Annotated in this window: 20 protein-coding genes and 1 tRNA gene; all 21 read left to right on the forward strand. The window is 39.8% G+C overall.

The genetic code is table 11. The features are described from left to right. Positions 1-42: 42 nt before the first annotated feature. The 21 genes from sdhA (at position 43) to CSV64_RS03980 (ending at position 25838) form a co-directional block, all read left to right on the forward strand. Complete coding sequence (gene sdhA, locus CSV64_RS03880; protein ID WP_099632881.1) at positions 43-1797, forward strand: succinate dehydrogenase flavoprotein subunit; 1755 nt, start codon at positions 43-45, stop codon at positions 1795-1797. Then, entirely contained in the window at positions 1794-2588 is a 795-nt protein-coding gene (gene sdhB, locus CSV64_RS03885) for a succinate dehydrogenase iron-sulfur subunit (protein ID WP_198166058.1), read from the forward strand. Before sdhA ends, sdhB begins: the two co-directional genes overlap by 4 nt. A gap of 282 nt (positions 2589-2870) precedes the next feature. Next, positions 2871-3320, forward strand: a complete 450-nt coding sequence (locus CSV64_RS03890) for an acyl-CoA thioesterase (protein WP_099632882.1) — start codon at positions 2871-2873, stop codon at positions 3318-3320. 75 nt (positions 3321-3395) lie between these two features. Next, entirely contained in the window at positions 3396-3608 is a 213-nt protein-coding gene (locus CSV64_RS03895; protein ID WP_085428963.1) for a helix-turn-helix domain-containing protein, read from the forward strand. Positions 3609-3800: 192 nt separating this feature from the next. Beyond that, positions 3801-4208: a MarR family winged helix-turn-helix transcriptional regulator gene (locus CSV64_RS03900; protein WP_099633021.1), complete on the forward strand. Its 408-nt coding sequence runs from the start codon at positions 3801-3803 to the stop codon at positions 4206-4208. 9 nt (positions 4209-4217) lie between these two features. Beyond that, the gene (gene racE, locus CSV64_RS03905; RefSeq protein ID WP_099632883.1) at positions 4218-5006 is read left to right on the forward strand and encodes a glutamate racemase; all 789 of its coding nucleotides are present in this window, start codon (positions 4218-4220) and stop codon (positions 5004-5006) included. 129 nt (positions 5007-5135) lie between these two features. After that, complete coding sequence (gene rph / locus CSV64_RS03910) at positions 5136-5894, forward strand: ribonuclease PH (protein ID WP_099632884.1); 759 nt, start codon at positions 5136-5138, stop codon at positions 5892-5894. After that, on the forward strand, positions 5891-6505 hold the full coding sequence (locus tag CSV64_RS03915) for an XTP/dITP diphosphatase (protein ID WP_099632885.1): 615 nt from the start codon (positions 5891-5893) through the stop codon (positions 6503-6505). Before rph ends, CSV64_RS03915 begins: the two co-directional genes overlap by 4 nt. After that, positions 6502-6993 (forward strand): metallophosphoesterase, encoded by a 492-nt coding sequence (locus CSV64_RS03920; protein WP_099632886.1) that lies wholly within the window; start codon positions 6502-6504, stop codon positions 6991-6993. The genes CSV64_RS03915 and CSV64_RS03920 overlap by 4 nt, the downstream gene beginning before the upstream one ends. Before the next feature lie 73 nt (positions 6994-7066). After that, positions 7067-7140 (forward strand) — tRNA-Arg (locus tag CSV64_RS03925). 734 nt (positions 7141-7874) lie between these two features. After that, positions 7875-8660: a 2,3-dihydro-2,3-dihydroxybenzoate dehydrogenase gene (locus tag CSV64_RS03930; RefSeq protein WP_099632887.1), complete on the forward strand. Its 786-nt coding sequence runs from the start codon at positions 7875-7877 to the stop codon at positions 8658-8660. An 18-nt stretch (positions 8661-8678) separates the two neighbouring features. Continuing rightward, positions 8679-9893, forward strand: a complete 1215-nt coding sequence (gene dhbC, locus CSV64_RS03935; protein ID WP_099632888.1) for an isochorismate synthase DhbC — start codon at positions 8679-8681, stop codon at positions 9891-9893. A gap of 44 nt (positions 9894-9937) precedes the next feature. Next, positions 9938-11554 (forward strand): (2,3-dihydroxybenzoyl)adenylate synthase, encoded by a 1617-nt coding sequence (locus tag CSV64_RS03940; RefSeq protein ID WP_099632889.1) that lies wholly within the window; start codon positions 9938-9940, stop codon positions 11552-11554. A gap of 24 nt (positions 11555-11578) precedes the next feature. Then, positions 11579-12472, forward strand: coding sequence for an isochorismatase (locus tag CSV64_RS03945; protein ID WP_099632890.1), 894 nt, complete (start codon positions 11579-11581; stop codon positions 12470-12472). A gap of 21 nt (positions 12473-12493) precedes the next feature. After that, entirely contained in the window at positions 12494-19669 is a 7176-nt protein-coding gene (locus tag CSV64_RS03950) for an amino acid adenylation domain-containing protein (RefSeq protein WP_099632891.1), read from the forward strand. Positions 19670-19672: 3 nt separating this feature from the next. Beyond that, complete coding sequence (locus tag CSV64_RS03955; protein ID WP_099632892.1) at positions 19673-19894, forward strand: MbtH family protein; 222 nt, start codon at positions 19673-19675, stop codon at positions 19892-19894. 2 nt (positions 19895-19896) lie between these two features. Further along, complete coding sequence (locus CSV64_RS03960; RefSeq protein WP_099632893.1) at positions 19897-21306, forward strand: MDR family MFS transporter; 1410 nt, start codon at positions 19897-19899, stop codon at positions 21304-21306. A 50-nt stretch (positions 21307-21356) separates the two neighbouring features. Then, positions 21357-22046, forward strand: coding sequence for a 4'-phosphopantetheinyl transferase family protein (locus CSV64_RS03965; protein WP_158232975.1), 690 nt, complete (start codon positions 21357-21359; stop codon positions 22044-22046). 732 nt (positions 22047-22778) lie between these two features. Further along, positions 22779-23789, forward strand: coding sequence for an ABC transporter substrate-binding protein (locus CSV64_RS03970; protein WP_099633022.1), 1011 nt, complete (start codon positions 22779-22781; stop codon positions 23787-23789). A gap of 11 nt (positions 23790-23800) precedes the next feature. Beyond that, positions 23801-24808, forward strand: a complete 1008-nt coding sequence (locus tag CSV64_RS03975) for a FecCD family ABC transporter permease (protein WP_099632895.1) — start codon at positions 23801-23803, stop codon at positions 24806-24808. After that, positions 24801-25838 carry a FecCD family ABC transporter permease gene (locus tag CSV64_RS03980; protein WP_099632896.1) on the forward strand — a complete coding sequence of 346 codons (1038 nt, stop codon included), beginning with the start codon at positions 24801-24803 and terminating at the stop codon, positions 25836-25838. Before CSV64_RS03975 ends, CSV64_RS03980 begins: the two co-directional genes overlap by 8 nt. Positions 25839-25854: the final 16 nt, after the last annotated feature.

Genomic DNA, 25854 nt, shown 5'->3' on the forward strand with positions numbered 1-25854 from the left:
ACTAACTAATGAAATTACGTATAATTGAGGAGTGACACAATAATGGCAAAAGGCAGATTGATTGTCGTCGGTGGAGGACTAGCTGGACTAATGGCTACCATCAAATCAGCAGAAGCTGGTGTACCGGTTGACTTGTTCTCGCTAGTACCAGTAAAACGTTCCCACTCCGTATGTGCCCAAGGCGGCATTAACGGTGCTGTAAATACGAAAGGTGAAGGCGACTCTGTCGACATTCACTTTGATGATACAGTTTACGGTGGAGACTTCCTAGCGAATCAAAAACCAGTACAAGCAATGACGGCAGCAGCTCCTGGAATTATCCACTTATTGGACCGTATGGGTGTTATGTTTAACCGTACACCAGAAGGTCTTTTGGATTTCCGTCGTTTCGGTGGTACACTTCACCACCGTACAGCATATGCAGGTGCGACAACTGGACAACAATTACTGTATGCTCTTGATGAACAAGTGCGTTCTCACGAGGTAGCAGGACTAGTACAAAAATATGAGCACTGGGAATTCCTCGGAATCATTAAAGATGAAGAGGGTACATGCCGTGGAATCAAAGCTCAAAACATGAAGACAATGGAAATCCAAGCATTTAAAGCAGATGCTGTCATCATGGCTACAGGCGGCCCTGGTATTATCTTTGGTAAGTCTACTAACTCTGTGATCAATACAGGTTCTGCAGCTTCCATCGTTTATCAGCAAGGTGCAAAATATGCAAACGGCGAATTCATTCAAATTCACCCAACAGCGATTCCTGGAGACGACAAGCTTCGTCTAATGAGTGAATCTGCACGTGGTGAAGGTGGACGTATTTGGACATATAAAGATGGTAAACCTTGGTACTTCTTGGAAGAGAAATATCCGGACTATGGTAACTTAGTTCCACGGGATATCGCAACACGTGAAATTTTTGACGTGTGTGTAAACCAAAAACTGGGTATTAATGGAGAAAACATGGTGTACTTGGATCTATCTCACAAGGACCCTAAAGAACTTGATATCAAACTTGGTGGAATCATCGAGATTTATGAAAAGTTCACAGGTGATGATCCGCGTAAATTGCCAATGAAAATCTTCCCGGCTGTTCACTATTCAATGGGCGGACTCTGGGTTGACGATCATCAGCAAACAAGTATCCCAGGTCTTTTCGCAGCAGGCGAATGTGACTTCTCACAACACGGTGCAAACCGTTTAGGTGCTAACTCATTACTTTCTGCAATTTACGGTGGTATGGTCGCTGGACCGTACGCAATCGATTACATGAAGCATCTGAAGCGTACTGCTGATGAACTTCCAGAAACGATTTTCGAAGATGCAGTGAAAGAAGAGCAACAGAAATGGGAAGACACTCTTAAGATGGACGGTACAGAGAATGCGTACGTTCTTCATAGAGAGCTTGGCGAGTGGATGACTGACAACGTAACGGTTGTTCGTTTCAATGATAAGTTGAAGCAGACAGACGACAAAATTGTCGAGTTACTTGAGCGCTATGAAAATATTAACATTACGGATACACAGCTATGGTCTAACCAAGGAGCTATGTTTACACGTCAATTGAAAAACATGCTATATCTAGCACGTGTTATCACTTTAGGTGCATTGAATCGTGATGAGAGCCGTGGCGCGCACTACAAGCCAGACTTCCCTAATCGTGACGATAAGAACTTCTTGAAAACAACAATTGCGGAATTTGACGGAGTATCTGCACCAATTATTACGTATGAAGATGTAGATACATCGATCATTCCTCCACGTATACGCGATTACTCAGCGAAGAAAGGAGATTGACAAAAGTGAGCGAACAACAAACAGCAACTGCTACAAAAACTGTCGTATTTGACATTCATCGTCAAGATACTGCCACTTCAAGCCCTTATGTAGAAAGATTTGAAGTTCCTTATCGCCCGAATATGAACGTAATTTCGGCTCTAATGGAAATCAGACGTAACCCAGTAAATGCCAAAGGTGAAAAAACGACTCCTATTAACTGGGATATGAACTGTTTGGAAGAAGTTTGTGGTGCATGTTCAATGGTTATAAACGGCCGCCCTCGTCAGTCATGTACTGCGCTGGTTGATCAGTTAACACAACCTATTAAACTTGAGCCTATGCGTACATTCCCAGTCGTTCGTGACTTGGTTGTTGACCGTGAATTCATGTTCGATTCGTTAAAGCGCATCAAAGCATGGGTTCCGATCGATGGTACGTATGATCTTGGTGAAGGTCCACGTATGCCTGAACGTAAACGTCAATGGGCATATGAATTGTCTAAATGTATGACTTGCGGAGTATGTCTAGAAGCTTGTCCAAACGTAAACGACAAGACGAACTTCATGGGACCTGCATTGATGTCACAAGTTCGACTATTCAACGCACATCCAACTGGTGCAATGAACAAAGATGAGCGTTTAGCTACTGTTATGGGAGACGGTGGAATCACTGAGTGCGGTAACTCACAAAACTGTGTAGTTGCTTGTCCTAAAGGAATTCCATTGACGACTTCTATTGGTGCAATTGGTAGAGCAACAACAATCCAAATGTTCAAGAACTTCTTCGGAAGTGACCATCAAGTAGATTAATTGCTATACACAAAGCTGTCCGGGAAGTCTATGACTTTCTTGGACAGCTTTTTTGATATGTACAGCTTTTAGAAAATGTAAGAACGTAGGGGAGAGTTGAGAGCAATCGATATAAGCGGAAGATTCCTCCACTTGAATGCCTCGTGAGATTTGATTACACACTTCCCTTGGCTACTAACTGACTCTGTGATTCCGGTAGCAAAACAATCCGATTTGACGTTAATTTGTATTTTGATATAATAAAGTAATGAATAATCATTCATTTTGAAGGGGTGCATGTAAATGAGAGAAAGTTATATTGAAGATCTAGAGGAATGGGTAGAAGGATTTCATTTTCATGCCGACGTTTCAGTTCGTTTTTCAGAGACGGATATGTATGGACATTTGAATAACACGAAAGTATTTGCCTATTTTGAGTATGCAAGAATTGAGTTTTTGAAACATCTAAACCATATGGCGAAGTGGATCGATCCGAAGGGCACAACCATTCCAATCGTAGCGGATTTGCAATGCGATTTTGCGAAGCAAGTGTACTTTGACGAAAAGTTACAGATCCATGTGAAAGCTAATACTATGGGCACGAGTTCAGTTGATCTGCACTATATGGCTAGGAATGAACGCGATGAAATAGTCTTTACAGGTAGAAGTGCTATCGTTCAAATTGGAAAAGCTGATGGAAGACCTGTTGCATGGACAGAAGAAGAAAAACGCATGTTTCTAGAAAACTCGTAAAAGCCTACACAGCCGCCCTTACGCTTACATATCCTAAGGGGAAAGCGTAAAGAGGAGGGGCGCATCTTGGATGAAATGCAAAACCGTTCTTTATTAACAAATCGGGAACGACAAATTTTCACTTTGCTGGTAGATGATTTTACAACAAAAGAAATTGCTGGACAGCTGACCATTAGTGAGAAGACCGTACGAAATCATATTTCGAATACGATTCAAAAGCTAGGTGTATCAGGCAGAGCACAGGCAATCGTTGAATTATTGCGATTGGGAGAGTTACAGCTGAATTAAAAATGATGCCCTGCTTAGGATGATAGACCAATTTTGTGCAATCAGTGTCAATTACTTCTTCTCTAACATAAAATCGAGGGAAAAAATGTTGCGTTCATCAACGAAAACGGTACAATGAAAAGATAGGACTCATTTCAGGGAGCTGATTTTTTGTTGAATGAACAGAAAAACGTACCAACTGATATCGTAAAGATGGAAAAAGACTTACGATACATTGCGTCCATCATTAAGGAACAAGGTCGAAAAATATTAAAAAAATCTACAATTACACCTCCTCAATTCAGCGCTCTTCAATGGTTGTTGGAACATGGTGATATGACCATCGGAGATCTATCGAATAGAATGTTCCTAGCATTTAGCACCACGACGGATTTAGTAGACCGAATGGAAAGTAGTCAACTAGTGAAGCGGGTGAGGGATGAAAAGGATCGTCGAGTTGTCCGTGTTCATTTATTACCTGAAGGAATACGGATTATTGAAGAGGTCATACAGAAGAGACAAGAGTATTTGCAAGATGTTCTTGTGAATTCAAATGAGCAGGAAATTCAGCAGTTTTCAGGATTGCTGGCTACACTACATGAACAGATGACAAGAGATTGAGGGATTACATTGAACGCACCTATTGGAGTAATTGATTCGGGAGTTGGCGGACTGACAGTTGTAAGAGAGTTGCGCAACTACCTACCGAATGAACCTATTATTTACATTGGCGATGATGCACGTTGTCCGTATGGTCCACGGCCTGCGGAAGAAGTGTTGCAATTTACAATGGACATGGTAAACAGTTTGGCGCAAATGGGTATAAAAATGCTCGTTATTGCGTGTAACACTGCGACTGCTATCGCACTAGAAGAAGTACGAAAACATTTTGATTTTCCTGTTGTCGGTGTTATTGAACCAGGGGCTAGAGCAGCTGTCAATGCGTCACAAACAGGTGAAATTGCTGTGCTAGGTACAGAAGGCACTGTGAAAAGTCAAGCGTATGATCAAGCGATTCAAGCTCTGAAACCCGAAGCCAAAGTCCATTCACTCGCGTGTTCGGAATTTGTGCCAATTGTTGAAAACGGAGAATATCGTACACAGGCAGCAAGGAATATAGTCGACAAGACGTTATTGCCCTTGCATAGCTATTCGTTTGATTCTGTAATTCTTGGCTGTACACATTATCCATTATTACAAGAACATATTGAAGCGCATTTCTCCAATCAAAAGAATGTTATTTCTTCAGCGGCGGAGACTGTGATTGATGTTGAACGGATTCTTGAGGCGAAACAATTACTATCGATTTCAGCAGAAGAACCCATATTTTATACAACAGGATCGATGGATAAGTTTCAAGTCATCGTTGAAGATTGGCTTGCCATTCCTCAGCCTGACGTACGCAAGCTAACTTTTTAACATGTATAGCAGTACCCGGAAACAGTACGTCGTTTTCGGGTTTTTTGCTGTGAATATGGTAAGATGGATTGAACGTAGACTGGAAGAACTGGTCACAACAAATAAATGGATCAAAATGGAGGATATTGCATGCGACATGATGGAAGAGCAACAGAAGATATTCGTACAGTAACAATCGAGAAGGATTATTTGATTCACCCAGAAGGTTCCGTACTGATTTCAGTTGGAAATACGAAAGTGATTTGTACAGCGACGATTGAAGATCGTGTACCACCCTTTATGCGAAATAGTGGAAAAGGTTGGATCTCTGCTGAATATTCTATGCTGCCACGCGCTACAGGACAACGGACAATCCGAGAATCTTCCCGCGGTAAAGTAGGCGGTCGTACGATGGAAATCCAGCGTTTGATCGGACGAGCTTTGCGTGCAGTTGTTGATTTGGATGCAATTGGTGAGCGTACGATTTGGATCGACTGTGATGTCATTCAAGCAGACGGTGGAACGCGAACGTCTTCCATTACAGGTGCATTTGTTGCATTGGTTATCGCTGCGAATAAATTACAAATTGATAAGAAACTACCCGTATTCCCGGTTCGTGACTTCCTTGCTGCTACAAGTGTAGGGAAATTGGCTGACGGTCAATTGATCACGGATCTTGACTACGTAGAAGACTCTTCAGCTGACGTCGATATGAATGTCGTGATGACAGGACAAGGCCAATTTGTGGAACTGCAAGGGACAGGCGAAGAAGCTACTTTTTCCCGCGCGGAAATGAATGATTTATTGACGCTGGCTGAATCGGGAATTGAGCAATTGATTGCAATTCAAAAAGAAGTGTTAGGTGAATTGGCGGATAAGATCGGACAACAGGTAGGCGAAGCACAATGAATGAAGTATTAATCGCAACGAATAATAAAGGCAAGGCGAAAGATTTTGAAGTTCTCTTTCGCCCTTTAGGTATCACCGTACTGACATTGCAAGATAACGAAGAATCGATTGATGTAGAAGAAACGGGGACCACTTTCGTTGAAAATGCCATACTAAAAGCAGAAACTGTTGCAAATTTACTAGGAAAAGTAGTAATTGCCGATGATAGTGGCCTAGAAGTCGATGTACTAAATGGCGAGCCAGGTGTCTACTCTGCACGCTATGCGGGCGAGCCATCGGACGATGAAGCGAATATCGATAAGTTGCTAGCTAAACTTGTTGAAGTGCCTGAAACGGCGCGTCAGGCACGTTTCCGATGTGTTCTGGCGATTGCCGGTCCTGGTATCAAGACAACTACTTATTCCGGCAGCTGTGAAGGTATCATTACGGATGAACGTCAAGGAACGAATGGATTCGGCTATGATCCAATATTTTATGTACCTAATAAAGAAAAGACGATGGCCGAATTATCCGCAGAAGAGAAAAGTGCCATCTCTCATCGCGGTGCGGCACTAGCTCAGCTAAAAGAACAGCTACCAGAATTTATCACGAGGTTAGGTGAAATAAAATGAAGCTGATTGTTTTAAGTGATTCACATGGCGACTTGAATACAGTGGAGAAGATTAAATCGCTGCAAGCAGACGCAATATTCCATTGTGGCGACAGCGAATTATCGGCAGAAGATCCATTGCTTAATGGAATTCATATTGTTCGTGGTAACTGTGACGGCGATGATCAATTTCCAGCAACCATTGTACAGAAAGTGGGCGATGAGACTATATTCATCGTCCATGGCCATGAACACGACGTTAAGCGCTCTATGCTCACCCTTTCTTACGCAGCAGCTGAGCAACAAGCAACCATTGCTTTATTCGGACATTCTCATTTATATGGGGCTGAGATGATCAACGGTGTATTATTCATTAATCCGGGAAGCACGACTCAACCACGTGGCGGTAGGGTAGCGACATACGCAGTCATCGAAATCGACGATGCTTATACTGTGAGTTTTTATAGCATGAACCACGAATTAATAGACCAAATTATATTAAATAAATAGTTTTATGAAATAGTGTTGACTTATCTTTGGATTATGCATATAATAGTTCTTGTGCCTGTGGTTGCAGGTGTTTGTCTCAGTAGCTCAGCTGGATAGAGCAATGCCCTTCTAAGGCATCGGTCGGGGGTTCGAATCCCTCCTGGGACGTAATGAAGTGAAATCTAGATAAGAATAAAAAACACCGTAAACATTGTTAAAATCAATGTTTACGGTGTTTTTTTGGTTGGAATTAAATTAGCAACACTTAATCGTGAAATTTTTTCAAATATATTACACTCTATACTCAAATTTCACGCATATTTGCATTCAAATGTCCTCAAACATCTTTACTGTGCTAATTGCATCTTCGGTTCTTAACTCCTTTACAATGTGTGCAAAATGTTGGGGTTCCCTTGCAATCGGGTTATGCCTTCGTTAATGAAAAAAGTATGAACTGGTAAATAACAGTCGATGGATATATTCAAAAAACGTCTAAAAGTGAAAATATACGGCAACTTGAAAAGAAAAGCAGACTGAAAGGGTATCGAGCCAAAGAGCTAGGTATATTTACTTTCGGAATGCTTTTTTTGTTTATGCTTTTTATTTTATTATCATTGCGTTCAAGGAGTTGAATACCGGCAATGAAGCGGTGATTACCAGGTAAAAAAGCCTTTACCTAATGAGGCCGTTAACTATTTAGAGTTGTTCTAATATATCTTTTCCTATGTAAAAGATACAAATAAAATGTTAACTATATCAAAAAATAAATATAGGTCTTAATTCTTAAAATTCAAAAACGCCTTGATTGTTGTCTTTAATTAAATTAGCATGAGGTTAGTAATTGATAACGATTATCATTATCAATATCAATTGCAACTCCTTAACTCGAAAGGAATGGGACAATGAAAGAGAGTCAATTAGAAGGTAAAACAGCTGTTGTCACGGGAGCATCCGGCGGTATAGGCCGATTAATAGTTGAGCGGCTAGCTGAACATGGGGCGGTGATAGCGGCGATCGATAAGGACAAAGATGAATTAGTTAAAGGTATTAGAAAGATGCAAGAAAGAGGATATCCAATTACAGCTTTTCCTTCAGATGTTACGGACCCAGTGATTGTAGAAGAAGTTATTTCTACAGTTGAGTCTGAGCTTGGACCGATAGATATATTGGTGAATGTGGCAGGATTACTGAAGTTAGATTTAATAGATAACTTAGATGTGGCGGATTGGGATGCAAGTTTTTCTGTGAATGCAACGGGTGTATTCCATATGTCAAAAATAGTCAGTAGGCAAATGATTCCACGTGAAAAGGGATCGATTATTACGGTAAGTTCCAACGCCAGCCACATTCCTAGAATTGGAATGGCGGCCTATGGAGCTTCGAAGGCGGCAGCAACAATGTTCACAAAATGTCTTGGTTTGGAACTTGCGAAGCATAATATACGCTGTAATGTTATTTCGCCTGGATCTACTGATACAAAAATGCTAAGAAAACTTTGGAGTAATGAAGAGGGAGAAATAGAAACGATAGACGGACAATCTGAGGTATATCGAGTAGGTATTCCACTTGGTAAAATTGGAACGCCATCTGATATTGCGAATTCAGTATTATTTTTTGCGTCAGATGATGCATCACATATAACCATGCACGATATGGTTGTTGATGGTGGAGCCACACTAGGTGTTTAACGAGGAGGAAACAGAAATATGAGTAAAGTGAGTATGTCAAAGGTAAAATCGATTTTAGATGAATATGAATCAGGTGATTTCTTTTTATCATCGTCAAAGCAAACGATTATGGGGAAAGGCGTTTTCTCAGTTGTAAAGGAGACGTGGAAGACTAAAAATCAAATATGTAGTTTACCGGATAGGGTGGAAGAGGCGATTGAACAGGCGAAACGAGCAGGACATCCGCATCCGATCGTTGTGGGTGCAGTTCCGTTTGATTACTCGGAAGCATCAAAAATGATCATACCTGAGGAAGTAAAAGTATCTACCGCATTGGTAAAAGATAGTGTCCAACTAGAAAATATTCCTTTGCAGCCGTATGAAATTCAGCATATTCCGGAGCCAGCAGAATATATGAAAGGTGTAAATCAAGGCCTAGATAAGATTTCGTCAGGACAAATAGATAAGATAGTTGTTTCTAGAGCCTTGAATTTTAAAACGAAAGAGCAGATTGATGTAAAACAGATTTTAAAAAGGTTGGAACATCATAATAAGCAAGGATACACATTTGCTGTTGATATATCAGACGTTAATACGATTAGTAATAAGGAAACGGTATCAACAAATGGGAAACGTATATTAATTGGTGCGAGTCCAGAATTGCTTGTGTCTAAAAACGATTCAACATTATTCGCAAATCCATTAGCAGGCTCGAGACCTCGGTGTGATGATCCAATAGAAGATCAGCGTAGAGCGTTAGAACTGTTGGAATCTGAAAAAGATTTATATGAACACGCTGTGGTTGTCAATATGGTAAAAGAATCATTAGCTCCTTTTTGTGAATCGATGGATGTTCCAGAAATACCATCATTAATTAAGACAGAAGCAATGTGGCATCTGTCAACAGAAATATATGGAACGTTAAAACAGGCACAAACATCTTCTTTAGAATTAGGTATTGCGTTACATCCTACACCGGCGGTATGTGGACATCCGACAGAGTTAGCACGTGAAGCCATTTATGAGATTGAGCCGTTTAATAGAGGTTTTTTTGCTGGAATGGTCGGCTGGTGTGATGAAAATGGGAATGGAGAATGGATAGTCACGATTCGTTGTGCGGAAGTTGAAGAAAACGATATACGATTATTTGCGGGTGCAGGTGTAGTTGCTGGCTCCATTCCCGAGGAAGAATTGAATGAGACTGGAGCGAAGTTCAAAACAATGCTGGATGCTATGGGTATTGAAAAACTATAAGGGCATAGATATGTCAAAAACAAAGTAAACAGGGAGGAATACTTATGGAAGGGTGTCAACCATGGCCTGATGAAATAGCTGCATTTTATCGTGAAAAGGATTGTTGGCGTGGAGAAACATTTGGACAGATGCTTCGAGAAAGAGCAGAAGAACACGGTAATAAGATTGCAATAACTGATGGGGGAAAACAAGTAAGTTATGAAACTTTGGATAAAAGAGTGGATCAACTTGCTTCCGGGTTTCAAAAGCTTGGTTTTAAAAAAGAAGATAGAGTAGTCATTCAAATTCCAAATACAGTTGAGTTTTTTGAGGTTTGTTTTGCCTTGTTCCGATTAGGAGTGTTGCCAGTATTTGCTTTGCCGTCGCACCGATATAGTGAAATACAGTATTTTTGTGAGTTGACCGAGGCAAAGGCTTATATAATGCCGGAAAACTTTTCCGGATATCATTATCATGAAATGGCTAAGACCATTCAGCGTGAAACAAGTACTTTAGAGCATATCATTACACTTGGTGAATCTGAAGAGTTGGAACAGTTAGCAGATCTTTATTTGGAAGAAGAGTATATTAAGCCTAATGTTTATCCAAATGACATCGCATTTTTACAATTATCTGGTGGTAGTACAGGGCTATCTAAATTAATTCCACGAACACATGATGAGTATATGTATAGTCTTCGTAAGAGTAATGAAATATGTCGAATGGATGAGAATAGTGTGTACCTTGCAGTTTTAGCAATTGCGCATAATTATCCATTGAGTTCACCGGGAGTGCTCGGTTCACTTTATGCAGGCGCAAGGATCGTGCTAGCAACAGGATCAAGTCCAGACGAGGCTTTCCCTATAATCGAAAAAGAAAAAGTAACGATTGTAGCACTTGTTCCACCGATAGCCATTATTTGGTTGGAAGCATTGAAGACACGTTCATATGATTTCACTAGTTTAGAAATCATTCAAGTTGGCGGAGCGCATTTCAATGCTGAAATAGCTAAACGAATGCAACAGACCTTTGGATGTAAGCTGCAACAAGTGTATGGGATGGCTGAAGGGTTGGTTAATTACACAAGATTAGATGATCCAGAAGAGACTATTATTAATACGCAGGGACGACCGATGTCACCCTACGATGAGATTCGTGTAGTTGACGAAGAGGATCGGGAAGTTGAACTAGGTGCAGTAGGGGAATTGTTAACTAGGGGCCCATATACTATACGCGGATATTATAAAGCGGAACAACATAATGCTAAAGCATTTACGTCGAATGGGTTTTATCGCACAGGTGATTTAGTTAGCTTAGACGAAGCGGGAAATATTGTCGTTGAAGGTCGTATTAAGGACCAGATAAATCGTGGCGGTGAAAAAATAGCTGCAGAGGAAATGGAAGATCATATTGCTTCACATCCTAATGTATTTGACGTTGCTGTCGTCTCTATGCCGGATAAATTTCTTGGAGAGAGATCATGTGCGTTTGTTATCCCTAATGAGGGGATGATAACTAAAGTTGAAATGAAGGATTTTCTAATAAAAAGAGGGATCGCGGATTTTAAGATTCCTGACCGGGTTGAAATAGTGGATACCTTTCCACAAACATCATTTGGAAAGGTCAGTAAAAAAGCATTGCGTGAAATGATTACAAAGAAACTATCACCTATCTATAAATAAAATAAACGAAAAGGACGTGATTACATGGGAATTCCTACTATTCCATCTTATCAAATGCCGAATATATCTATTTATCCAACAAATAAAGTGTCGTGGCAGGTGGAGCCGGATAGGGCAGTTCTGCTCATACATGATATGCAGAATTATTTTTTGAACTTTTATGATACGGAACAATCACCGATACCAGAATTGATCCATAATATCGCAAAATTGAAAGAGCAGTGCAAAAAGCAAGGGATTCCAGTTGCCTATACGGCGCAACCAGGGAATCAGAACGCGGCAGATCGGGCACTCCTAACTGACTTTTGGGGAAAAGGATTATCCGATGATCCAGCTCAAACAGGGATTATTAAAGATTTAGCACCAGATTCAAATGATTTAATGTTAACTAAATGGCGTTATAGTGCGTTTAAAAAATCAGATTTCTTGAATATATTAGAAAAGCAAGGGCGTGACCAACTAATTATTTGTGGAGTTTATGCCCATATAGGATGTTTAATGACGGCTGCAGAGGCATTCATGTATGATATACAGCCTTTCCTCGTAGCAGATGCGGTTGCCGACTTTTCATATGATGAACATAAAATGGCATTGGATTATGCCGCTAAACGTTGTGGTGTTACGACGTCTACAGATGAATTAATCAAAGTACTGTCGAAAGGTACAGAAAATAGCAATAATGAATCCCTTACATTTGAAACAATTCATGAGCAAGTTGCCTGCTTACTGGATATACAAGCGAAGGATCTATCAGACACAGATGATTTATTTTATATGGGGCTTGATTCTATTGGACTTATGAGTTTAGTTGAAGCATGGAGACAACAAGGTCTGGAAGTAAGCTTTATGGACTTAGTGGAAAGAAAAACATTAGCTGAATGGTGTGATTTAATGGAAAGCCGAATGGTGAAAGTATAAATATAAAGGAGGGGGTATCGTATGTCTAGCGTGTTAACGAAGTATCAGTCATTAACGGGTGCGCAAGCTGGAATTTGGTATGCGCAGCAATTGGAGTCGGATAACCCTGTTTATAATACAGCGGAGTATATTGACATAAATGGAAAGCTACATGTGGAGTATTTTAAGAAAGCTGTAGAACGAGTAATGAAAGAGACAGATTCCATTCATGCTAAATATGGAGCAGACGAAAATGGTCCATGGCAGCATATTTCCGAGAAAAGGGATTTTTCGCTTGAACTTATCGATGTTACTGGGGAAGTGGACCCTGATCAATCTGCAAAAAAATGGATGAAATCTGATATAGATAAACCGTTGGATTTAACTAAAGATGTCGTTGTTAAACAGGCTCTATGTAAGATAAGCGAGAATCGAAGTTTTTGGTATTTGCGTATTCATCATATTGCAGCAGATGCTTTCGGTTTTTCTCTAATCGTACAACGTGTTGCTCAGATTTATACAGCCCTAGTAAAGCAAGAAACGATAAAGGGAAATGAGTTGGGAGATTTTCAAAAGGTATTGGATGAACATCAATCGTATGTGCGTTCGGAGAAATTTATTCAAGACCGTGAGTTTTGGATGGAGCGATTCCAGGATCATCCAGACATTGTTAGTTTAAAGGGTTCATCGTTAGGATTATCTAAACGCATTATCCATAAGACAAGTTATTTGCAAGCAGATACGATAGAGCGGTTAAGGAAAACAGCTAGTTCCAGAGGGGGAAACTGGTATGAAACGATTGTAGCAGCTGTTGCTGTATATATGCAGCGTTTAACTAGTAGTGAGGACATTGTGCTTTGTTTACCAATGATGTGTCGTATGGGCACGTCTTCAGTAAAGGTCCCAGCAATGGTGATGAATTTACTACCATTAAGACTGAATATACAACCCAAAATGAGTTTCATAGAGTTGATAAAACAAGTTCATCAAGAAATAAAGCAAGTGCGGTCCCATCAGCATTATCGTCATGAATATTTACGGCATGATCTGAAGTTGTTAGGGGATGGTCAACGCTTGTTCGGACCTCAAATAAATATGATGCCATTTGATTATGGATTGGACTTCGCTGGTAGTAAAGGAACGACAAATAAGCTCCATACGGGTCCAGTAGATGACCTATCCTTGAATATATATGATCAACAAGACGGAAAAGGGATAAGGATTGATTTGGATGCCAATGCGGATATTTATGAACCGGATGAGGTAACTCTTCATCTAAATCGTTTGGTGAATTTGATTGAGAATATAGCTGCTGCAGATGCGGATTTGCCAATATCTCAATTAGGGGTACTTTTACCTGGAGAGTTTGACAATGTAATCAATAATTGGAATCAAACAACTCAACAATTGTCTTATATGTCTGTACAAGAAATATTTTTAAAACAAGTTACCCGTACACCGCATGCCGAGGCCTTAAGGTTCGACGATGAAAGCCTTTCTTATGCAGCATTAAATAAACGGGTTAATTGTCTGACGAATTTACTTGAGGAAAAGGGACTAGGGCCTGGTAAGTTTGCTGCTTTGGCTTTACCCCGATCCGTAGATATGGTTATTGCAATGTTGGCTGTTTTAAGAGCGGGAGCAGCGTATTTGCCAATTGATCCCGAATATCCTGTTGAGCGAATTTCTTATATTCTGGAAGATGCACAGCCGATTTGTATCCTGACACATAAGGACATACAATCTCAATTACTAGACAGTCATGTAGATCATGTCGTGTTGGATGATCCCGCTGTTCGTAATCAACTAACAGCTTATGCTGATATAGATTATCCGAACAGAATAGTAGCGCCCAAGAGTCCAGCGTACATGATTTATACTTCCGGATCGACAGGGCGTCCGAAAGGAGTTGTTGTTACAGTTGAAGGATTAACCAACTTCCTTTGCTCGATGCAAAATAAGTTTGCTTTGAGTCATCAGGATCGTCTTTTAGCAGTTACGACAATTGCTTTTGACATTTCAGCATTGGAAATATTTCTTCCGCTCATTAGTGGTGCATGTTGTGTGATTGCAAAGGATAACGCAAACAAAGACCCGGCAATATTAGCACAATTGATTGAAGACCGTAATATTTCCATTATGCAGGCAACGCCCACACACTGGAATGCGCTTGTATCGACCTATCCAGAAGCACTTCGTGGAATACGTATCTTGGTTGGCGGAGAAGCGCTTCCTAAAAAACTCGTAAAATCTTTACATGAGCTAGATTGTGAAGTGACAAATTTGTATGGACCAACAGAAACGACAATCTGGTCCACAGCTATTACTTTAAATACAGGGGAAACGGGTATTCCTTCTGTTGGCTATCCGATCGAAAATACACAAATATTCATTTTAGATGCCGGTTTACAGCCTGTCCCCCCAGGGGTAAGTGGAGATTTATATATTGCAGGTAAAGGGTTAGCACAGGGCTATTTTAATCGTCCGGATTTAACAGCAGATACATTCATTGCTAATCCATATGGAAATCCAGGTGAAAGGATGTACAAAACAGGCGATATTGCACGTTGGCATGCGGATGGAAAGCTTGATTATATTGGCAGGTCAGATCATCAAGTTAAAATCCGCGGTTTTCGAATAGAGCTTGGAGAAATTGAATCCGTCATAGCGAAAAACTCAGAGGTTAGTCAAGTAGTCGTTGTTGCTAGGGAGGACCAACCAGGGGATAACCGTATAATAGCTTATCTCGTGCCAGAAAAGAATGCCATTATTGATTTAGCTAAAACACGTAAATATGTGGAAGAATTACTTCCTGATTATATGGTTCCTTCTGCCTTTATTATAATGGACGATTTGCCGCTGACACCAAATAAGAAAATAGACCGCAAAGCATTGCCGTCTCCAGAATTCGAAAAAGGTAAAGATAGTCGAGATCCTAGAACACCACAGGAGGAAATAGTTTGTGATTTATTTAAACAAGTGTTAAATGTTTCACAAGTGGGAATTGACGATAGTTTCTTCCATCTTGGCGGTCATTCATTACTTGCTGTACAGTTAGCGAATCGTATTCGTGAAGTCTTTGAAGTGGAAGTTGGGATAGGGAAAATCTTTGAAACACCGACTGTAGAAGGACTTGTTAAACAGTTAGAGGCAGGACGGAAAGGAAGGCCCCCTGTTCAAAGAGTCGAATCCAAGGGTGATATCCCATTATCGTTTGCGCAGCGTCGATTATGGTTCCTATATCAGTTAGAAGGACCAAGCCCTACATATAATATACCACTAGTGGTTAGATTATCAGGGAAATTAGAAAAGAACGCATTGCAAGAAGCAATCTGCGATGTAATAGAAAGGCATGAACCGTTGCGAACTATTTTTCCCGAACATGCGGGGACAGCCAGGCAAGAGGTATTAAATCCAGAAAAGGTTAAGCCAGATTTACATGTACACCAAATAGAAGCATCCGAGTTAACAAGCCGATTGAATAATACTGTTAAATATTGCTTCCAATTGGATGAGGAACCTGCATTTCGAGTTGAGCTCTTTTCAACCGCAGAGAAAGAACATGTTGTTGTACTGTTACTACATCATATCGTTGGCGATGGATGGTCCTTGACGCCGTTAACACAAGATTTGAAGAAGGCATATAGGAGCCGCGTTAATGGCAAACAGCCGGATTGGATAAATTTACCAGTTCAATACGCGGATTATGCATATTGGCAAGAGAATTTATTGGAAGAAAAGCAAGGACAAGAGAGTCTTGTTAAAGAACAGCTTGATTATTGGTTAAATACCTTAGCGGATTTACCTGATCATTTGGAACTCCCAACAGATTATCCACGACCAGTGGAATCTAGCTATTTAGGGAAAACGTATCGCTTTACGATTGACGCGAGGCTTCATCAGAAGTTACTTCATATCTCTGCACAAAACGGAGTTAGTTTATTTATGACGTTGCAAGCCGGTCTTACGGCGTTACTGACTCGTCTTGGGGCAGGATATGATATACCTTTAGGGAGTCCGGTAGCTGGAAGAAATGATGATGCTTTGACAAATCTCGTGGGGTTGTTCATTAACACCTTAGTATTACGTACTGATACATCTGGTAATCCGAGCTTTAAGAAGTTACTTGGTAGAGTGAGAAAGGTAAATTTGAATGCGTATGAAAACCAGGATTTACCTTTTGAAAGATTGGTAGAGGAATTGAATCCTCCGCGTTCTAGATCAAGGCATCCATTATTCCAAATCATGCTTGCATTACAAAATACACCTGAGCCAAAGTTAGATTTACCTGAAATGAAGAGTGAATTGTCATTATATAGCGTAGGAGCTTCTAAATTCGATATGACGTTAGAGTTTCGAGAAAATGTAAGTGAATCGGGGTATGCGGAAGGATTAGATGGATTCCTTGAGTATAGTACAGACTTGTTTACAGAAGAGACAATAGAATCGATGATGAATAGACTGATTCGTTTGTTAGAATCTGCTGTGCTTGATCAGGATAAACCAATCGGACTTCTGGAGATTTTAGATCAAAATGAAAAGAAAGAGCTGGTCCAAGATGTAAAAGTGAATGATGAACAGGAAGAATCCAGTTTGTCAGTACGATTTGAAAAGCAGGCCATGCTTGAACCAAAAAATATAGCGCTCATCTTTGAAAACGAACAAATGACATATCAAACATTGAATGAAAGGGCTAATCAACTTGCGCATCTATTAATTGGACAAGGCGTTGGACCGGAGCAATATATTGTCTTAGCTTTACCTAGATCAATGGAAATGGTAATCGCTATGCTTGGTATTATAAAAGCTGGAGCTGCATATGTGCCTATTGATCCTAATTATCCGAGTGAACGAATTACCTTTATGATAGAGGACGTAAAGCCTTTGATGGTGATTACAAATGAAGAGTATACAAATAAATTACCTAATAATTATGCGGTGCCAAAACTTATTTTAGATGCAGAAGATACACAGGAAGTACTTAGTAAACAAAAAGATACGAATCCAATAGATGCAGAGCGTACAGAGCCGTTACAAGCTCTTCATCCGGCATATATTATATATACTTCGGGTTCCACTGGTCTGCCTAAAGGAGTAGTGATTCCCCATCAAAATGTGAATCGTCTACTAGGATCTACAGACGAATGGTTCCAATTTAATGCGGATGACGTATGGACTTTATTCCACTCCTATGCGTTTGACTTTTCGGTATGGGAAATGTGGGGGGCTCTGCTCTATGGTGGAAGACTTGTTATTGTGTCTTATGAGATTAGCCGTTCTCCGTATGAGTTTTTACAACTATTAGTAAATGAGAAAGTAACGGTCCTGAATCAAACTCCTTCCGCATTTTATCAATTAATGCAGGCGGACAGAGAACAGCAGGAAGTAGGTAAACAGCTGCAATTACGATATGTCATTTTTGGCGGAGAAGCGCTTGAACTTAATCGACTAGAGGATTGGTATAAGCGTCATACAGAGGACGCACCTAAACTAATTAATATGTATGGAATTACGGAAACGACCGTACATGTTACGTATATGGAAATTAATGAAGCTCTTGTATCACTAAGAGCGAATAGTATTATCGGTCAGGAGATAAAAGACTTAAATGTATATATATTGGATGAATATTTACAGCCAGTACCAATAGGGGTTATTGGAGAAATGTATGTATCTGGTCCAGGGTTAGCAAGGGGATATTTAGGAAGACCAGGTTTAACGGCTGACCGTTTCGTGGCAAATCCATTCGTTGAAAATGGATCTAGAATGTACCGTACGGGTGATTTAGCCCGTTGGAAAGAATATGACATGTTAGATTACATCGGACGCGCTGATCAACAGGTGAAAATAAGAGGCTTTAGGATTGAGCTAGGGGAAATTGAATCTGTGCTATCCGAGCACCCTAGCATCGAACAGGTAACCGTGGTCAGCAGAGAGGGCCAGTCGAGTGGAAATCAACTGCTTGCTTATATAATATTAAATTCCGATGCAAGTGAAAATGGTGTTGATATCCGGCGGTGGGTTGCTAAACGTTTGCCAGATTATATGATACCTTCCGCATTTATCATGATTGATATATTCCCATTAACTCCTAATGGGAAGCTAGATTACAAGGCTTTACCTGATCCAGATTATTCTGAGGAAGTAACAGACAAAGGACCAAGAACACCACAGGAGGAAATATTATGTAATCTATTTATGGAAGTATTGGATTTGCCGTATGTGGGAATTGATGACGAATTCTTCCACCTAGGGGGACACTCCTTACTTGCTGTCCAGCTAATGACTCGAATCAAAGAATCATTTGGTATTGACCTAAGTATTGGGAATCTCTTTGAGTCTCCTACGGTTGCGGGTCTGGCAGAACGATTGGAAACTGGTGACAATACAAGTGCGCTAGAGGTTTTGTTACCACTTCGAACAAGTGGAAGCTTATCTCCTTTATTCTGTGTTCATCCGGCTGGCGGACTTAGTTGGTGTTACGCAGGTCTGATGAAGGAATTGAACAAAGATTATCCAATTTACGGTCTTCAGGCACGAGGTATTTCCGAGCCAGATAATCATCCCCATTCATTAGATGAGATGGCTGAGGATTATGTTGAACAGATACAATCTGTTCAACCACAAGGTCCCTACTATTTACTGGGATGGTCACTCGGAGGTAATATCATGCAAGCCATGTCGACAAAACTGCAGAAAAAGGGTGAAAAGGTTGCGCTAGTTGCTATGTTAGATTCTTATCCAAATCATTTTCTCCCAATTAAGAATGTTCCAGATGAGGAAGAAGCACTTATTGCTTTGCTTGCATTGGGAGGTTATGATCCTGAAAGCGTAAATGGAGATGCACTTACGCTCGAAGATGCCATAGAGTTGTTAAGAAAGGATGGAAGTGCGTTAGCGAGTCTTGATGATAAAACAATCACTAATTTAAAGGAAACATATGTACAATCTGTTCAAAACTTAAGTGAATTTGAACCGGAAATATATCAAGGTGATGTCTTGTTTTTTAGATCGACTATTACCCCAGAGTGGTTTGATCCAATTTCCACTAATACATGGGAGCCTTACATCGATGGCAAGTTGGAAGTATATGATATTCATTGTCGTCATAAAGATATGTGCCAACCGGAACCATTAGCAGAAATCGGAGAGATTCTATCTAAAAAGCTAAGTATGTTGTATGAATCGACTAAAATAAACTCAGAGAGGAAGAGATAGAACATGAGTAACCCTTTTGAAAACGCAGAGGAATCTTATGCTGTATTAATCAATAGTGAGGGACAATATTCTCTTTGGCCTGGTTTTCTTCACATTCCATCGGGCTGGGATCAGGTTTATGGAGTGGCGAATAGGCAAGAATGTTTGGATTATGTAAATTCCAAATGGGATAATTTAATGCCGAACAGTGTGAAGACAATTGAGAATGTTAGTAATAGGAATTAACCATGAAGAAACGTGTAAGTGTGAAGTTTGCTGTAGGTGCAGTATATGTATTAGCGATGTTTATGTCTGCTCTCGACAGTACAATTGTTAATGTGGCATTGCCGGCTATTGGAGGAACATTCCATGTTCCTCCTGAAGCCATGGGAACCATAAATATTGGATATCTAATTAGTTTAGCCATGTTTCTACCAGCAGCAGGCTGGATGGGGGACCGTTTTGGAACAAAACGGATATTTTTGAGTGCGATAGGCATATTTACTATTGCATCTGTCTTGTGCGGATTTGCTCATAATATGTTTACGTTGAATGTATATAGGATTCTCCAGGGTATTGGGGCAGGTTTCATTACCCCTGTTGGCATGGCCATTCTATTTCGGACATTTACTCATGAAGAGCGTCCCAAGCTGTCACGTATGCTAATTATACCGATCGCACTAGCTCCGGCTCTTGGTCCTATTATAGGTGGTTTTTTAGTGGATACAATTTCCTGGCGTTGGATATTTTTTATAAATATACCTATAGGCTTGCTGGCTTTATTCATTGGGAAGGTATATTTACAGGAACATGTTGAGCCAACAGCCGGAGCATTTGATTATAAAGGGTTTATATTATCCTTAACAGGTTTTTCGCTGTCGATTTATTCATTGACACAGGGAACTGTTAAAGGGTGGACATCTCCTGAAATTATAGTAACGGGATGTTTGGGACTTGTATTAATGGTTTTACTTGTTCGCCTTGAACTGCGTGAGGATAAACCATTGATAGATGTGAGATTGTTCAAGGATCCAATGTTCCGCTCAATGAGTTTTATCGGTCTTTGTTCCGCCGCGGGTTTACTTGGAATGCTATATGTTTTTCCGCTAATGTATCAAAATGCGTTGAACGTTAGTGCTTTTCATACAGGTCTAACCACATTCATAGAAGCACTTGGATTAATGGTGGCTTCCCAGCTAATGCCTTGGACATTGAAGAAAATGGGTTTGCGGCGACTCCTTATTTTTTCTCTAATTGGTACAATCATTGTTTTTATGCTTATTTCGTTATTTGTTGCATCTAATCCGTGGTTACTTAGATTTTTAATGTTTGGAATAGGGTTTTTCTTAGGACAAACAGTTGGGGCAGCGCAAATATCAGCTTTTAAGAATATAGACTCCCCATCAATGGGCAGAGCTACAATGCTATTTAATATGCAAAATAGACTTGGCGCAGTTCTTGGGGTTGCTATCTTATCAGGAGTACTAGGAACATCCAATACGTCAACAGGGGAACAGGTTAACTTGCTAACCTATCAATATGCATTGTTTGGCGCTTCGATATTTTTAATAGTTGCATGTTTAATAGCAGTGAGAATGAATAAAACGACAGAAAATGATCCCACACTACACTTGAATCTGGTTGAGAAAGCAGAATAGCGGTCTATTATAAAATAAATCAAACTGTAAAGATGAAGGGAGCATTCCATGTGGTAGAAGTCTATATCTGTCAATTACCTAAAGAAAAGAGTCAAGCAAAATTGGGGGAATTACTTTTAAAAGTGCCTAAAGAAAGACAAAAGCATATTCGAAGGTTCTACCATCTGGATGATGCATACCGAACTATTATAGGAGATTATTTATTAGATCATGTTTTAAAGCAACGGACTGGGAAAACATTAAAAGAAATAACCTTAAAAAGAAATGCATATGGCAAACCGTATTTACCTGATTATCCATTTATTCAGTTTAATATATCTCATTCAGGTAAATACGTAGTTTGTGCAGTACATAATCAGGATGTAGGCATTGACATTGAGGAAATTCAAACTTTCGATTTACTCTTGGCTAAACAACTGTTTACTGTGGATGAATACCAAATGATACTTAATTCAAATGATAGAAATCATGCATGCTATGAAATTTGGACTATGAAGGAAAGTTATACAAAAGCAATAGGAATGGGACTGGTTATCCCGCTAGATGCTATTTGTATAAGAAAACACGTAGGTAACCTTATGGAAGTTGTTAGTTCGGACGAAAAGGAGCTAGTAACGAATTTCATATGTAAACAATATGCGATTCATACAGATTACAAGCTAACTGTGTGTGCACGTATGACTGGAGGGAATATGTTTCATGAACATCCAACCGAAATGAATTTCGATCAATTGTGTTGAATTACTATTTTAATTTCCAAATAAAATTTAAAAGCAGTTATATCTAGTAGTAGATAAATCCATTTGCAGCCACACTTCTCAATTGGTGTTACACAACTATTTACATCATTAGGAAAAAATTCATTTAATGATTGACAATGATTCTCATTATCGATAAAATGAGAATTGTTCTCAGTTGAGAAGGTGGTGATTCTTTATTACGGCAAAAAAGGAAGTCTCATTTTTTAGTACTCAGTTATATAGGAGGGAAGGAATATAGGAAGGACGAAAAGAAAATCTGTAGTAATTGGTCTAACATTAGGAATGCGACAAGATAGGCTAACTGTATGTAAATGATGTGCGTTTTTACCCGGTTGCAATTTCTTCGTCTGAAATACAAAGTTAGACGCATAAAAGATCCATCGAACTCAGAGTGATTTGTTATAAGATATTTTCAGTTAAATTATCTGACTGTTAAAGGGATTTAGAATAATTCTGAGGTGATTCCTCCGCGAATTGGCTAATAATTGCTATTTCGATAGAGGTAGTAGTTGAAATAGTTCATGGGTATAAAGCGAGGGCCACAGATGGCAGCATTGCAGTACCTGGGAATCGACTACTTCATCAACGTTATTCTTAGTGCAAGTTATGCTGTTACTCGCCGAGCGTGGTTTTAATCGTAAGAAATACGAAGGTTTGCCGTCTCAAGGACAATTAGGCATCGATACTTAAATTAAAAGGAGAAGATGAATGATGAAGAAGCAATTAAGCTTATTAGTATTTGCATTGATGGCTATATTGGTACTTGCTGCATGTGGAGGAAAAGTAGAAGAGGAAAAAACAACAGAGAATGATAAACAGGAATCCCCTGTTGACAAAGAAGCAACGCAACAATCTGCAGATGATAGTGCAGCTGAAAATGGCATGCAAGAAATTACATACTTAGGTGAGACCTATTCTGTACCAGAAAACGCAGAACGCATTGTCATTACAGGGGCGATGGAAGCGATGGAAGACGCAACGGTTTTAAATATAGAGCCAGTTGGAGGAATTACAGTTGCAGGAGAATTCCCAGAAACATTTAAAGCGGTGGTAGGAAATACAGAGTCAATCGGTGAAAAGCAACAACCAAATTTTGAAAAAATTCTAGAATTGCAGCCAGACGTTATTTTGGGAACGACAAAATTCAAAGATGAAGTGGTTGAAAAATTGGAACAAATTGCACCTACAATTTTAGTTTCCCATATTTCAACGAATTGGCAAGATAATCTGATGCTAATGGCTCAACTTGGAGATAAAGAAGAAGAAGCGAAAACACTTTTAGCCCAATATGACAAAGATATTAAAGCTGCGACAGAAATAAAGGAAGAGTTTAAAGGCAAGACGGTAATGGCGATTCGCATTCGTGGTGGTAGCTTGTTTGTCTACCCGGAGGATGTATTCTTTAACCCTTCTTTATACAATGAACTAGGAGTAGATGTTCCAGACGTTATCCAGAAAGCAAAAGCTCAAGAAGAGATTTCGATTGAGCAGCTAGCAGAAGCAAATCCAGATGTTCTTTTCATTCAAATTCAAACAAGTGGAAATCAGGAGAATGAGCAAGCATATGAAGAATTGAAAAAGAATCCAATCATTCAAAATATCAACGCTTTCAAAAATGATGCTGCTTATATCAATATTGTAGATTCTTTGTTAGAAGGAGGAACGGTATTAAGTAAAATCGAATTCTTAAAAGCTCTGGAAGAAAACGTGTTAAAGAAATAGAGGGAATTTAGATGTCCATAATTCGAAAGAATAAGATTGTATTAATCCTTTTCCTATTGATTTTATTTATCGTTACAATAACGTATTCAATCATGTATGGGGCTAGTCGTTATTCGGTTTTAACAATATGGCAAGCCTTGGTTCATTTTGATCAAACGAATATGGAACATCTAATCATACGATCTTCCAGGATCTCTAGGGTGCTAGGTGCTTTGTTGATCGGTGCTTTCATCGCGATATCTGGAGCGCTTATGCAAGGAATGACGAGAAACTACTTGGCCTCCCCCGGCATTATGGGTGTGACCGACGGTTCGGTTTTTGTTATCACATTGTCAATGATATTTCTTCCGAACGTTCAACCTGCTACCCTCCTAATCTTTTCATTTATAGGTTCTTTAATGGGCGCAGTGTTTGTTTTTGGAGTCGCCAAGCTAGTGCCAGGTGGCATGTCGCCTTTATCGCTTGTAATTATCGGAACAATTCTAGGTATGTTTTTGAACGGCGTATCACAAGCCCTGGCAACATATTTTCAAATATCACAAAATATCAGTTTTTGGTACAATACGAGACTTCATCAAATTGATCCGGTCATGCTTCAATGGTCTGTACCTTTAGCAATCATCGGACTTTTCTTAGCATTTTACGTTTCAAAGTCTATTACAGCCATTTCCCTAGGAGATGAAGTCGCACAAGGTTTAGGAATTAACCTTGTGGTGATGAAAACATTGACGTTAGTGAGTGTCGCACTGTTAACAGGTGCGTCTGTAGCTTTGGTTGGTAAGGTTACCTTTATCGGTTTAATCATCCCGCATATCACACGTTTTTTAGTCGGCGAAGATTATAAAAAGATTGTTCTATACGCCGGATTGTTCGGTGCACTATTTTTCGCATGGGCGGATATAGTAAGCCGTTTGATTAACCCGCCATTTGAAACTCCAGTCGGTGTCATTACGGCACTTGTAGGAGTACCTTTTTTCCTTTATCTGATTCAAACAAAGGGAGGGAAGCGTTATGCCTAAGCTGAATCTAAATAAGCGTTTCTTTGTAGTAGCAGGTATTGGAATCCTATTTACGTTACTCGTTATTTATTTGAGTCTTACAAGCGGTCAATACCCATTGACGGTATCTGAAACGTTCCGAACGTTATTTGGTGTCGATCATATTCCAAATCATGAACTTGTGATCTTTGGTTTTAGGATGCCTAGAATAGTAATTGGTGTTCTAGTCGGTTTATCACTGGGAGTAGTAGGAGCCGTTTTACAAGGTGTGACGAAAAATAATTTAGCCGATCCAGGTATTTTAGGTATTCAGTCTGGTGTAGGACTCACAGTGGTTCTTTATATGTTTTTTGTTCAGGGGAATGTGAATGAGATGTCAAGTCTCTCGATCGTCGGGGTGTCTGTATGGGGATGGCTTGGTGGAGTCCTCGCTACTCTCCTGCTATTTATACTTTCAAGTCATCAAGGCCAGCTCGATCCAAAACGTTTGATTTTAGTTGGTATTGCATTGAATTCTGGTTTTGGTGCGCTTACCCTTTTTATCTCATTGAAGATGGATCCTAAAGATTTTGAAATGGCGACAGTTTGGTTATCAGGAAGTATTTATAGTGCATCATGGCAACAAGTATTATCTATGTTACCTTGGGTTCTACTAATCATTCCGTTACTCGTTTGGAAAGCACCCATTCTAAATGTGTTACAACTCCATGATATAACGATTGTTGGTTTAGGGGTTCGGATAAACCGACAACGCGTGTTGTTGGTAATGGGGGCGGTTGGATTGATCAGTGCAAGTGTGATTGTTTCCGGAAGCATTGCATTTGTCGGATTACTAGCTCCTCATATATCAAGGCGATTAGTGGGTATTCATCATCAACATATCATTCCGATGAGCGGTATTATCGGAATGATTCTTGTTGTAACAGGAGATTGGATTGGTAAGGTGGTCTTTGCACCTGCTGAATTGCCAGTTGGAATTGTTATTTCAATTATTGGCGTACCTTATTTCATTTATTTATTAATGCGAAATAGCCGAAAATTACGGGCATAAAGAATGGAGGTTGGTT

The sequence above is a fragment of the Sporosarcina sp. P32b genome, assembly GCF_002743335.1.
Taxonomy (GTDB): Bacteria; Bacillota; Bacilli; order Bacillales_A; family Planococcaceae; genus Sporosarcina.